This is a genomic window from Thermodesulfobacteriota bacterium, assembly GCA_040754335.1.
Classification (GTDB): domain Bacteria; phylum Desulfobacterota_D; class UBA1144; order Nemesobacterales; family UBA2774; genus 2-12-FULL-53-21.
Map to the genome: position 1 here is coordinate 671,440 of JBFMCV010000001.1, position 12,316 is coordinate 683,755.

At 53.5% G+C, this 12,316-nt stretch carries 11 protein-coding genes; 6 read left to right on the top strand and 5 right to left on the bottom strand.

What is annotated here, in order from left to right; genetic code table 11:
* Nucleotides 1–12 precede the first annotated feature (12 nt).
* Together AB1598_03175 and AB1598_03180 are read right to left on the bottom strand one after the other, a co-directional pair.
* Entirely contained in the window at nucleotides 13–882 is an 870-nt protein-coding gene (locus tag AB1598_03175; protein MEW6144001.1) for a glycosyltransferase, read from the bottom strand.
* Between the two features lie 331 nt (nucleotides 883–1,213).
* Entirely contained in the window at nucleotides 1,214–1,492 is a 279-nt protein-coding gene (locus AB1598_03180; GenBank protein ID MEW6144002.1) for a hypothetical protein, read from the bottom strand.
* 587 nt (nucleotides 1,493–2,079) lie between these two features.
* Here AB1598_03180 and AB1598_03185 point away from each other — a divergent pair.
* On the top strand, nucleotides 2,080–3,792 hold the full coding sequence (locus AB1598_03185) for an ABC-ATPase domain-containing protein (GenBank protein MEW6144003.1): 1,713 nt from the start codon (nucleotides 2,080–2,082) through the stop codon (nucleotides 3,790–3,792).
* Between the two features lie 427 nt (nucleotides 3,793–4,219).
* Here AB1598_03185 and AB1598_03190 read toward each other — a convergent pair whose 3' ends face one another.
* Complete coding sequence (locus AB1598_03190) at nucleotides 4,220–5,158, bottom strand: LLM class flavin-dependent oxidoreductase (GenBank protein ID MEW6144004.1); 939 nt, start codon at nucleotides 5,156–5,158, stop codon at nucleotides 4,220–4,222.
* Between the two features lie 98 nt (nucleotides 5,159–5,256).
* A complete protein-coding gene (locus tag AB1598_03195) occupies nucleotides 5,257–6,153 on the bottom strand; it encodes a radical SAM protein (protein ID MEW6144005.1) in 897 nt (298 codons plus the stop codon).
* A 239-nt stretch (nucleotides 6,154–6,392) separates the two neighbouring features.
* On the opposite strand from AB1598_03195, the gene AB1598_03200 reads away from it, so the two are divergent.
* The 5 genes from AB1598_03200 (at nucleotide 6,393) to AB1598_03220 (ending at nucleotide 11,769) form a co-directional block, all read left to right on the top strand.
* Entirely contained in the window at nucleotides 6,393–7,400 is a 1,008-nt protein-coding gene (locus tag AB1598_03200; protein MEW6144006.1) for a glycosyltransferase, read from the top strand.
* Between the two features lie 75 nt (nucleotides 7,401–7,475).
* Nucleotides 7,476–9,284: a Na/Pi cotransporter family protein gene (locus AB1598_03205; protein MEW6144007.1), complete on the top strand. Its 1,809-nt coding sequence runs from the start codon at nucleotides 7,476–7,478 to the stop codon at nucleotides 9,282–9,284.
* A gap of 147 nt (nucleotides 9,285–9,431) precedes the next feature.
* On the top strand, nucleotides 9,432–10,448 hold the full coding sequence (locus AB1598_03210; protein ID MEW6144008.1) for a glycosyltransferase family 2 protein: 1,017 nt from the start codon (nucleotides 9,432–9,434) through the stop codon (nucleotides 10,446–10,448).
* Between the two features lie 163 nt (nucleotides 10,449–10,611).
* Nucleotides 10,612–11,544 (top strand): universal stress protein, encoded by a 933-nt coding sequence (locus tag AB1598_03215; protein MEW6144009.1) that lies wholly within the window; start codon nucleotides 10,612–10,614, stop codon nucleotides 11,542–11,544.
* A 72-nt stretch (nucleotides 11,545–11,616) separates the two neighbouring features.
* Nucleotides 11,617–11,769, top strand: coding sequence for a hypothetical protein (locus tag AB1598_03220; protein MEW6144010.1), 153 nt, complete (start codon nucleotides 11,617–11,619; stop codon nucleotides 11,767–11,769).
* A gap of 4 nt (nucleotides 11,770–11,773) precedes the next feature.
* On the opposite strand, the gene AB1598_03225 is transcribed toward AB1598_03220, so the two are convergent.
* Entirely contained in the window at nucleotides 11,774–12,274 is a 501-nt protein-coding gene (locus tag AB1598_03225) for a hypothetical protein (protein MEW6144011.1), read from the bottom strand.
* Between the last annotated feature and the right edge of the window lie 42 nt (nucleotides 12,275–12,316).

The following is a 12,316-nucleotide window of genomic DNA, read 5'->3' on the forward strand; positions in this document are numbered from 1 at the left end:
ATCCGGGAGGAGTTAATCCCGGACATTTAATTGCTCGTTATAAACCCCGGCGCTCATGGCGCCCGCCTGCCAGAAGATAACACCCGCAAGGAGCAAAAGAAAGAGCATAGCGGACTTGGGGAACGAATAATGTTTCTTCTTTATTACGTTTTTGTATATCGATAATCTCTGCGAGTATGAGATGGGGGGAATATTTACAATGTGTTTGTACAGTTTCCTGCTCCTGCCGTAGGTGAAAACCTTCTTGTAGTAATCGAGCGGTTTCTCGATCTCCATATGCCTCACCTTCATCGATTCCCTGAACTCCACCGCACGAGAGGAATACTTTTTTACAACCCCGTTGACGAAAATAGTGTCGGCTCCCCTTTCTCTTTCGATGAACATACCCAGGTCGTCGAAAATCTCACGCCTGACCGCCATATTATTCGTATGGCCGAAGTATATGCTACCGTCACCGCTGCTGAATGTGTAGAGCTCCTTTTCGTTCTCGTAGTCTTGTATCATTGACAGGAGCAGTGAATCGTTCCCCATGAGATTTTGACCCAGAACCACTAAAACCTCGGTCTCGGACAGTGCCTTCTCGATCTCCGCAAGCCAGTCGGGAAAGGCGACACAATCAGGATCGGTAAAAGCGACAATCCGTCCTGAGGCTTCCTCTATCCCCTTGTTTCTTGCGGAATATGGACTCTGCCTGCTCTCCGAAACAAGCTTTATTCGCGGATAGCGCTTTACAATGTCAGACGACGGGTCCGTCGAGTTATTGTCGACGAATATTATCTCGTAATTCTCGGCGGGAAATCTTTGGGTGATGAGGCTTTCGATACAACCAGTTATATATTTTTCCGCGTTATAGAACGGAACAACTACCGTAATGATTATCATATTTGTTTATGATAATTAATATCCTCTTCATTTTATTGAAGATTATCATCCATTGGCTTGTTTCTGTCAATTTCCGGTCAGCAGCGTGCTGTATCGGGAGTCGGACTGAAATGTTTTTCTCGAGAGTTTTATAGACCGAATGTTCTTTTATTTTAACAGTAAGGCTGATTCGGTGCGGGAGAGTGCAAGGGATTACGGAAAGCACCCTATCGCATAAGAAATAAAAAAGGGGCGGCACGCGTATACGTTCCGCCCCTGAATATGTTTTGCAATTCAAAAGCAGCCTGAAAGCCGGTTAACAATGCTGTTGCCGATTGCTCTTGCGGGCAGGTTACTGCGCGGGGGACGCTTCGGGAGAAGCCGGGGCCGTTTCGTCGACCTCGACCTCTTCTACCTCTTCCTCAACCTCGACTTCCGTCCCTACAGTGCTCTGTACCGTAGGCTCGGCCATGCTGTCCGTCATGTCCGTGGCTGGAGCGGCCTCCTCAACCTCGACCTCTTCTACCTCTTCCACTTCTGCCGGCTCTTCGGCCTGCTTGCACGCGGCTAGCCCCAGAACGAACGCTCCGGCGCATAGAATGACAAAGAACTTGCTCAAAATCGACTTCATACTATACCTCCTTTCGTGAAATTGAATTCCGACCCGGGGTGTGTTATATCCCCCAGTAGTCAAACAACATACAACATTTATTCCGTTAAATCCATATCTTTTCACGGTTATTAATATCCGCACCCGGACGGAGGATTTTCCCCTGAAAAATAGACGACATCCGCCGGTTCCGAAGGTGTGTGAATACCCGAACATTTATTTCCCTCTCCCCCGGAGTGGAGAGGGTTAAGGGTGAGGGGGTACCTTAGAATAAAGCCTGTCATTCTGAACTACGGTTCTGAACAACGGTTCTGAGCAAGCGAAGAACTGGTCGCTAACGGTTGAGTGCACAAGCCTTATTTGCTCTCCGCACTATTGAATCAGAAGCCGAATTAGCAAGAACCGGACGACATAGGCAGAAAGCAAGAATGCTGCTGTTCCACGTTGATTTCCTGAAGAATCCAAAAATTCAGAATCTCATCTTTTATCTTTTCATTCCCTCCTTTCGTAAAGGAGGGTTAGGGTGGATTTTGTATTTGTTTTTCAAACAACGCATTCCCACTAATTTTCATAGACAGCCGCGGAAAATTATCATATCATTCGAATCGATGAAGACCGCGCAGGAGCTCAGGGAAGCGCTCAGGATAATAGACGGCAGGGGCTACGCCTCGTATAAGGACATCGAGGGGGAGTACGGCTTCGACGACTTCACGCTCTACATAGACCGCGTTCAGGGGGACCCCTTCGCGTCCCCCACCCGCGTGCGCGTCAGGGTGTACCAGGACGCGGCCGGGTTTCCGAAGGATACCTACGCAGGGAAGAGCAGGGAGACCGCGCTCAGGGACTTTCTGGCCCGCGCGTTCGATTCCGCCGTGGAGAGGTTCTCCATAGGAAACAGGGGGAGCGGCAAGAGCGGCATGATTTCGATCAGCAGGCCCGGACAGGAGATACTCGAACGCTCTTCCGTAGTCGTCACGCACCTCTACGCCGAAGCGAGGTTCGGCATGGGGCTGCCCGCCTTCGGGCGCACCGTGGCCGGCAAACATGCGGAGGCCATGTTCTTCGAAGAGCTTCCCCGGATTGTCAGGTTCTCGATGATATTCTCGAACCTCGACAAAGACGCGCTCTACGAGCACATCGAGACGGCGGAGGACGCGGACTTCCTGAGGAACGAGATAGAAGGCCTCGGCTGCGTATCGTTCATCGCCGACGGGAGCATACTCCCCAGGGCGAGCGGCGTAGACCCCGGGCCCATGAGCGCCGAGGAAGCCGTCCCCTTCGAGTCCCCGCCTTCGCTCAGGATGGACGTGGAGCTCCCGAACAGGGGGCAGATCACCGGGATGGGGATACTCAAGGGAGTCACTCTCATAGTCGGCGGCGGCTATCACGGAAAATCGACGCTGCTCAAGGCCGTATCGCAGGGCATTTACAACCACGTCCCCGGAGACGGGAGGGAGTTCGTCGTCACAAACCCGAACGCCGTCAGGATAAGGGCAGAGGACGGACGCAGGATAGAGAAGGTGGACATTTCCCCCTTCATATCGAACCTTCCGTACGGGAAAGACACCGAATCATTCTCGACGGACGACGCGAGCGGGAGCACGTCGCAGGCGGCGAACATACTCGAATCGCTCGAAGCGGGAGCTCACGTTCTCCTTATAGACGAGGACACCTCCGCGACCAACTTCATGATAAGAGATCACAGGATGCAGGAGCTGGTGTCGAAGGACAGGGAGCCCATCACGCCTTTCATCGACATGGTGAGGAGCCTCTACACGGACCAGAAGGTCTCGACCGTGCTCGTGATGGGCGGCTCCGGGGACTACTTCGACGTCGCAGACCATGTTATCTGCATGACGGAGTACAAGCCCTCGGACGTCACCAAGGAAGCTATAGAGATAGCCAGGAGGTTCGCTAGCGAGAGGAAGAAGGAGGCGGGCGGCCCGCTCCTTAGGGTAAAGGAGAGGATACCGCTTTCCGAAAGCTTCGACCCGAGGAAGGGGAAGAAAGACGTGAAGATATCCGCCAAGAGCCTCCGCTCCATATCGTTCGGCAGGCACAAGATCGACATCCACGCGCTCGAGCAGCTGGCCGACATATGCCAGACGGCGGCGATAGGAGACGCGATAGAATACGCGAGGCGCTACATGGATGGCAAAAGGACGCTCAGGGAAGTTGCGTCGCTCGTGATGATGGACATTGCGAGGGACGGCCTCGACGTTATTAACCCGAGGGTATGGGGCGGCTACGCCGAGTTTAGGAAGATCGAGCTCGCAGCCGCGATCAACCGCCTCCGCACTCTCGATGTCGAGCAGAAGTGACAGCATTTCTGTCATTCCCGACACAGATCGGGAATCTCGTTATTCAAATTTATTCCCCTCCCCCTATCGAGGGGGGAGGGTCAGGGTGGGGGTGTACCTTAAGATTTCTCTCATTTGAAAACATTTTATGGTAGTGGCGGTCTCTCTTTCGCTTCTCCCGGTCGTAAGAGTAGTATATGGATATATAATATATGTATGCTAGTAGATATATATGATCTCTCAGCCCAAAACCCGTAATCCGGTGAACTCCCGGTAATCTTTCGGACAACTTCCGGTGCACTCTGCCCCACCCCCACAATTCAGTGTCATTTCCCCCTTTCGTAAAGGGGGATTCAGGGGGATTTAAAAAATGAAAAATTCAAATCCTCCCTTCCCCTCCTTTTTCTAAGGAGGGAATCAATGAAAAGTAACAGATGAGATTCCGCGCTCAGCCCCCGTACGTGGCGACGGTGATCTTCATGACCTCGACGTTCGACTGCTTCCCGGCCGGGCTCGGCACTATGATCGGGAGCGCGACGCCTGCCTTCCTGTACTCCTCGAGCCTCGCCCTGCACCTGTCGGCGGGGCCGACTAGCGCGACCGAGTCTAGCATCTCGTCCGTGAATACCTCCACCGGGTCGGCGCCCGACTTTATCTTGTCTATCGCTTCGCCGTAGCCGTTGTTCTTCATCAGCCTCTGGTAGAACGGGAACCGCAGGTATCCCGAGAGACCGCGCTTCGCGGATTTCCTCGCGAGATCGAGGTCGTCCGATACGACGGACGGTATGCCGAGCGTTATGTCGATTTCGGAAGGGTCTCTCCCCGCGGCCTTCGCTCCCTCGGCTACGAATCCGGCGAGTGTCTTTATATACTCGGGGGTCGAGAGGTAAGGCATTATCCCGTCCGCTGCCTCTCCCGCGAGCCTGGCGGCGCCTTTGGTGAGTCCCGCTATGTACACGGGTATCCTCGGCACCTCGCGCTTGAGCGTAAGCGCGGGCGCAGTACCGTCAATGAAGGACCTCACGGCCTTCACGTACCCCCTCATCTTCTGAACAGGGTCCCCCATCTCAATGCCGTATCTGTCGTTCACGGGCTTGTGGCTCACGCCGAGGCCGAGCACCATTCTGCCTCCGGAGAGCTCCTGTATCGTCATAGCCGTGGCCGCGGTGATCATGGCCTCGCGCATATAGACGTTCGTTATCCACGTCCCCACCTTTATTTTCTTCGTCGCCTCGGCGAACACCTGCGCGTTCGATAAGCCGTTGTACGGCGGGACCTCAGGCGAGAATATCGCTTCGAAGCCCCCAGCCTCCGCCTCTTGCGCGAGAGCGCGGAGGTCGGCGACGCTGCAGCCCCATACCGGGGAAATGGTGGCGATCCTGGGCATAAGATATCTCCTTATCTCGGAATTTGGTTTTTCAGGCTCGATGGAATGCCGTCATGCTCCGAAATCTCATTATATTGGGAAACGGAATAAAGGCAAGCCTAGTACTGGTTGATTACGTCCCTGAAATAGTCTGGCCTGAGCAGCGACTCGTCCCCGCTCGCAAGCACTGCCCTTATCTTCATCAACACGTCTTCTTTGTCTTGAGGGAATTTGGCTTTCACAGGCAGGTAGTTCGATATGTGGTTAGAAAAGAAATAACCGTCGGTCAACTCCGTGTTCTCGACGAGTATTTCGAGCTCCTTTATCATCCGGAACTTCCCGGGAAGCTCGAACTCCCCCCTCTTCCATTCTTCATATATCGGAGCTCCCGGTCTCAGCTGGAGCGAAAGCGCGCCCACGTATTCCGGATCGCACGCCGTGAGCAGTTTTCCGGTGGCCTCCGCGTGCTCAGCGCTCCTCTCCACGCCTCCCATGCCGAGGAGCACCATGGCCGAGTTCATTATCCCGGCTTCCTTCAGCATCCGGGACGCCTTCACGGTCTCGTCGAAGTTAGCGCCTTTCTTTATCCTTTCGAGCACCACGTCGTCCCCGCTCTCGAAGCCTATGTACACCATGTCCAAGCCGAGCATCCTAAGCTCTTTCAGGTTCTGGACGCCCTTTCTCAATATGTCGCCCACGTTCGCGTACATCCTTATGCGCTCGATGCCGGGCGCTTTTTCGCGGAGGTACTCGATCATCTCGGCGAGCTTCTTCTGCGAGAGTACGAGCGCGTTGCCGTCGGCTATGAACACTCGGTCGTCTATGTACCCCGCTTCCGAGGCTTCGTCTATTATCCGCTTTATCTCCTCCATCGGGCGGACGCGGAACCTCTGCTCCTCCTGCCTGTACATGGCGCAGTATGTGCACTGGTTGTGCGAGCAGCCGATCGTCGCCTGGAGTATGAAGCTCTTCCCCTCGCTCGGCGGCCTGAAGTACGGTGTTACGTAATCTATCATACTTATAACACTAGCTAATTTATAGATTATTGCAAGTCCCGCACGTCCAGCTCGATCAGAATTGCCAAACGATCGGAACGCTCATCAATCTTCACGTTAGGCTTTTTATTTCATATCGTCCGGTAATTTAGACTGCTGCTCCTTTCGGTCAGTATCCGGCCCTCCAGTTGCTCAACCCGGATCCCTTAAGAAATGATATAATCTTGACGGCGCTTACGGATAGAGTAGAACAAACAATTATGATTAAACTGCGCCCCATAAGACCGGACGAAAAAATAGCGGTAGCGATTCCGACGAAAAACCGCCCTGGCTATCTCGCTATCCTGCTCACCTCCCTCCTTAATCAGACGTACACGAACTTTACGATCGTCATTAACGACCAGAGCGATTCGCCTGTCGAGCGCGACGACGCGGTCTCAAGCCTCCTTGCCGTAGCTAAAGACGCGGGTCATGAGATCGTAACCATCCATACCGAAGGCGGCTGGAAAAGGCACCAGCAGGCGATGGAAGCGGTGCCCGAGCCGATAGAGTTCATCATCAGGATAGACGACGATATGCTTCCGGATAAATCTTTTGTCGAAAGCATGCTTAAGTCGTTCCGCTTTTTCGCGGAGCGTAATCTGGCCGCCGTGGGCGGATGTTTTCCGTCCCCCGGATCAAGAATGGCAAACCTGGACGTGAAACTGACGGAAAAGTCGTATGCTTCGACTCTAGACGATCTGGTATGGAAGCTGCAGGGCTATTGCTATTATAACGACCCCGAGGTCATAGAGGTCGAGAGTCTTGCCGGGGGGGCGATATGCTACCGCCGGGGAGCGGTCGAGGATGCCGGGGGCTGGGCCGTCGAAGGGTACTCGGACATTGCTTACCGCGAGGAGAGCGACCTGTGCGCGAGGCTTGTACGCAAAAACTACGCCCTCATGGTGACTACTGAGGCAGTTGCTTGGCATCTTTTCGCCCTCGGCGGAGGCGCCAGAAAGTACGTAAAAACACCCTACGGAAGCATCATGGTAGAGGGCAAGAGCGATATGGAATCGGACGGCATGTTATTCGAGGAGAGAATGAAGGAGATGCAGGATAATTCCCGCGCGGCCGCATGCGAGCCCAAGCGTTACAAGGTGAGCGACCTTGAGAAAAACGTCTTCAAAGGCTCCCCACTGCGGACTCTCAGGGGGCGGACGCTTAAAGCAATAGAAAGCAATTTCCTGAGAAACTTGAGAGGACTATACTGGTATTTCAGGAAATGATCGGGAAGTTCCGGGAGCATTGTCTGCACAATCATGTTTAAGACATAATATCTTCAAAAACCGGGGGGTATGAAGATGATACCTGTAAGAAAATATATCGGACCCCGTTCCATTCTCCTTCTGATCATGACGGCCGCTCTTGTTGTCGCAGGCCGGGCGCTGGGAATTGAATCGGATATCACTGCCCCAAAATGGGGCATGATTCTGATGGGGCTCTTCGGTGGTCTGGCGATCTTTCTCTTCGGAATGGACCAGATGACGGACGGCTTAAAAGCAGTGATGGGCGAAGGCATGAGCAAGCTCCTCGCAAGGCTCACGAAGAACAGGTTCATGGCGACCATCACCGGAGCGATAACGACCGCGATCATTCAGTCATCGTCCGTAACTACGGTCATAGTCATCGGGTTCATCTCCGTAGGTCTCATGACGCTTCAGCAAGTAATAGGAGTCATCCTCGGAGCGAACATCGGCTCTACCATCACCGCCCAGATAATAGCGTTCAACGTGACGCAGTACGCTCTCCTCCCTATAGCCGTGGGTTTCGGGATGCAGTTCGTGTCGAAGACCGAAAAAATCAGGCTCTACGGCGGAATCCTCATGGGAATAGGTCTCGTATTCTTCGGGATGGGCGTTATGAGCGACGCTGCACACCCTCTCCGCTCTTACCAGCCGTTCATCGACGTGATGAAGGAGATGGGCAATCCGCTCCTCGGTATCAGCGCGGGCCTTATTTTTACCGGCATCGTGCAGAGCTCCGCTGCGACGATCGGCATTGTGATCGTCCTCGCCTCGCAGGGAGCGATCACGCTCGACGCGGGCATAGCTATTGTCCTTGGCGCGAACGTCGGCACCTGCGTAACGGCCATACTGGCGGCGATAGGCAAGCCAGCGCCGGCGAAACAGGCCGCCGCCGCACACATCCTGTTCAATATCGTTGGCGTGATAATCTGGCTCCCGTTTATCGGATACCTCGGATCGCTCTCGGAAGCGATCTCCCCAGTGAGCGCAGACCTGACCGGAACCGCGCAGCTTGCTGCCGACACGCCGCGTCAGATCGCGAACGCCCATACACTGTTCAACGTCGCTAATACGGTTATTTTTATCGGTTTTATAGGAACGTTCGCCAGTCTCATACAGCGCATCATCCCCGAAAAGCCGGAGGCGCTGCCCGAGTACGCCACTCCCAAATACCTGAACGACGCATTTTTGGAAACACCGTCGCTTGCACTCGAAAACATCCGCCTCGAAGCGGTGCGGCTTGGCGGTTATATCGAGGAGCTCATCGAATCGGCAAGGCCCGCCGTGCTGTCGGGCGGCAAGGAAGACCTCGACAAGATCGTATCCCGGGAAAAAGAGCTGCGCATCCTGCACGACGCTATTCTGGACTATGCAAGACGGTTGTACTCCGCGGAATTAACGGACGCGGAGACGAGGCGGCTCGAGGCCCTGGGTACTGTCATTGTCAACCTTGAGCACGTCGGAGAAACGTTAGGGGTAAATATGGTCTCGCTCGGCAGGGAGCGGCTTGAACGGCGTTTTTCTTATAGCGAGGAGACGATAAGGAGGTTCCAGCCCTATTCTGCTAAAGTCCGGGAGGCTTTTCATCTGGCTGTAAAAGCCCTTGAGACGAAGGATGCCGGTCTTGCGAAGAGCGTCATAGAGATGAAGCCTGAAATCGAAAGCCTGGCCGAAGGGATAGTCGAGCACCTCGGGCGGCGGCTGGTCAGCGGCGATCCCGACCGGGCGGTCCTGTACAGGGTGGAAAGTCAGCTCGTCGAGCTTATTCAGCGAATCTATTACTTCGCCGGAATGATAGCAGGCGAGATAATACAGGAATCCGAGAAGATGTACGGAGAGAGGAGCCCGTCTCCTGCGCGGGCTTAACGATTTGAAACGGCGGCGTATATTATTTGCAGGCAGACGGAAGACAGGGCCGTCCGTGTTTTGGTACTCCTTGACTGTAATTTGGCCCTTAGCGTATATTCTTTCCGAGGGTTGAAATACCAAAGCAATTCCCCGTATCCGTGAGATATGAAAGTCAGTGTGATAATACCGACTTATCAGCGTTGCGATTCCCTTAAGCGCGCATTGACCTCTCTTTCCGGCCAGACCTTCCCGAATGAGGATTACGAGGTAATCGTGTCGGTCGACGGATCGACCGATTCCACGATGGAAATGCTTGAGGGCTATCAAGCGCCTTACGAGCTCCGTACGATATGGAAGCCCAATGCCGGAAGGTCGGCCGCGCGCAACAGGGGCATAGAGGAAGCGAAAGGGGATGTCCTGATATTCCTCGACGACGATATGGAAGCGCTCCCCGGTCTTATAGAGAATCACTATAAACATCATAGAGATAACGGCCGGTTTTGCGTTTTGGGCAAAATCCCCGTGAACATAAGCGATCGTTCGACGCCGCTCGATATCTATCTCGCGGAAACCGTATATACCCCTTTCATGTCCAGGTTGTTCTCCCCGGATTACAGGTTCCAGGGTCTCGAGTTTTACAGCGGAAACTTTTCCATACGCAGGGATGTGTTACGGGAGATCGGCTTTTTTAATACCGGATACAGCGTTAGCGAAGACTGCGAGCTGGGTATCCGGATCGCCCGCGCCGGAGTAGAGATCGTATTCGAACCTGACGCCGGATCGAGGCAATATATCGAAAAAGATTTCGAGGAGCTGGCCGAGCTTACTATAGAGCGTGGGGTGACCGCCGTCCTTTTCACGCTCGATCACCCGGATACGTTTTGTTTCAGACGCATATGCGAATATAACACCGGGCCTGTAAGGTGGCGATTTGTCAGGAACAGACTCATCCGGGCGAGCCGTATGATCCCGCAAATCCCGGGCATTGTCGCCAGTTTCATCAGACTGCTGGAAAATATAATTCCCGATCGAATGGATAGATACTATAACCTGTCTCTGGATTATTATTTCTGGCTAGGCGTAACATCTGCGTTAGAGAACCTGAAAAACAGGAAAGAGCTGGAATCCAGAATAAAATCCCACAGGGAGCCGCGGCGTTACGATTTCATCTCCACTATTTGACTCACTCCCGACTCGAAACGCCTCTTTATATCGACGATTCGGGTTAATTCCCGCCTTCAGGAAAACTATTCTTTAATGTTGACAAGAAAATATACGTAGTAAGATAGTATTATATATAAGTGATACGAGCATAGCTGGCTAAAACGAGGGGGGTACGTCCGACATGAAAGAGATAAAAAAGATAATATGGGCGAGCGACGGCTCGGCCGAATCCGAGGAAGCGCTTAACTATGCGATCTTCCTCGCACGATGTTTCCGCTCCGAGATAACCGGTGTATATGTTATCGAAATGCATCCCAGGGTCTTATACGACTACGCAAGGGACCCTGACAGCGAGCTCTACAGCTGGGTGGAGCAAGTTGCGGAAAATCATAAGGAAAGACTCATTTCCGAAGCGGAGATATCAGGCATTCATGGGATCGCTTTCCGGACCGCCGTATTAATAGGTGACCCCAGCGAGGAAATCGTAAAGCTCGCTCGCCGGAAGAAAGCCGACCTGATTGTGCTCGGGGTGCGGGGACTCGGCCTTATAGATAAAATGCTGGTCGGGAGCACTACCCTGAAGGTTTTGAGAAAGTCGGGCACCCCCATCCTCTCCGTGAGGAAAAGGGGAAGCGGGAGCGCGGTCGAGATCCGTAACATTCTCGTTCCGCTCGACGTATACGAAAAGGAAGACTCCGCGCTCGACCTCGCAGTCGATCTGGGACAGGCACTCAACGCGAATATATCCGTCTTGTACGCCTACAAGCTTTATTCCTACCCGGCGGGCGTACCGGGAGGAACTCCGGGCCTTATTAACGATCTGACCGAGGACACGTTGAAATTTGCCTCTACCGAGCTCTCGGCGCGGGTCGAAATGCAGAGACAGAGGCTCAAGTCAGGCGTCGTGCAGACGGGTGAGCCGGAGATTTCCACGGCTCTGATCGAGGGAACGAATCCGGCTCTCGGCATAGTCGAGTACGCGAAAAATAAAAACACGGATTTAATCGTAATAAACACTCACGGAAGAAAGGGGATTAAAAAAATCATGATGGGCAGCGTTACGGAGAAGGTCGTTCAGGAGTCCCCCTGCCCGGTGCTGGCGCTAAAGCCATAAGCCGCATTCGATTTTTTCTTCCGGCAGTATCTATCTTTACAAAGATGCGTCAGCCGTTATAATGTTGCGGTCATGAGCGAACACGGAAAAAACGAAGGGCACAAGAAGATGTTCGAGCTAACGGAGCGCGAGAAGTCGGGCGCTCTCTACATAGCGGGAGTGGTCATACTGATATTCTCGATCATATTCCTCGCGACGCTCACACACGTAGTGCTCCGTCCCTGAGCTTTCAGGAAGCCGAAACCCATTTTATGAGAAGCGTTATGAGGGCGTGAAGCTCGAGCGTCCCCCCCGCGTTGTCCCTGTAAGCTATAGTATTATCTTCCTTCCTGAAATTAATCTTGATGAGCTGTATGGCGGCCGAGAGCTTGCCTTCTCCGTCTTCCTCGGTCCTCCTCTTTTTCCCTATGACCGTGAGCACGTCGGGGTCCTCGTCGAAGAGGATTATAATCCTGGAAGGGGAGAATACGGAGAAGCCGCCCCTCCTGCCCGGTATCGATAGAAATAGGTCGAGGAAATCGGGGGTGAGCCTCTGGAGCGACAGCTTCATTCCCGGCGATGCTTCGTTGAAGACGGTTATAGCCCGGCGGAAGTGCACGTAAAAATCCTCTATCGCAGCGAGGAACCCCTTATCGGTATCCGATAGCTCGTATGAGCTGACTCGCGAGCCCTTTCCGCTCAGGACGCTCCGGGCGATTTCCCTTATATCGTTATCGAACTCTTCAGCCATTGACAGCACCTTTGAATTTTGAATTCCGCATGTAAGCGCAGT

Bases quoted from the DNA above. Each gene is read 5' to 3' on its own strand.
- AB1598_03175 (MEW6144001.1), bottom strand. From the start codon at position 882: ATGATAATCATTACGGTAGTTGTTCCGTTCTATAACGCGGAAAAATAT.
- AB1598_03180 (MEW6144002.1), bottom strand. From the start codon at position 1,492: ATGAAGTCGATTTTGAGCAAGTTCTTTGTCATTCTATGCGCCGGAGCG.
- AB1598_03185 (MEW6144003.1), top strand. From the start codon at position 2,080: ATGAAGACCGCGCAGGAGCTCAGGGAAGCGCTCAGGATAATAGACGGC.
- AB1598_03190 (MEW6144004.1), bottom strand. From the start codon at position 5,158: ATGCCCAGGATCGCCACCATTTCCCCGGTATGGGGCTGCAGCGTCGCC.
- AB1598_03195 (MEW6144005.1), bottom strand. From the start codon at position 6,153: ATGATAGATTACGTAACACCGTACTTCAGGCCGCCGAGCGAGGGGAAG.
- AB1598_03200 (MEW6144006.1), top strand. From the start codon at position 6,393: ATGATTAAACTGCGCCCCATAAGACCGGACGAAAAAATAGCGGTAGCG.
- AB1598_03205 (MEW6144007.1), top strand. From the start codon at position 7,476: ATGATACCTGTAAGAAAATATATCGGACCCCGTTCCATTCTCCTTCTG.
- AB1598_03210 (MEW6144008.1), top strand. From the start codon at position 9,432: ATGAAAGTCAGTGTGATAATACCGACTTATCAGCGTTGCGATTCCCTT.
- AB1598_03215 (MEW6144009.1), top strand. From the start codon at position 10,612: ATGAAAGAGATAAAAAAGATAATATGGGCGAGCGACGGCTCGGCCGAA.
- AB1598_03220 (MEW6144010.1), top strand. From the start codon at position 11,617: ATGAGCGAACACGGAAAAAACGAAGGGCACAAGAAGATGTTCGAGCTA.
- AB1598_03225 (MEW6144011.1), bottom strand. From the start codon at position 12,274: ATGGCTGAAGAGTTCGATAACGATATAAGGGAAATCGCCCGGAGCGTC.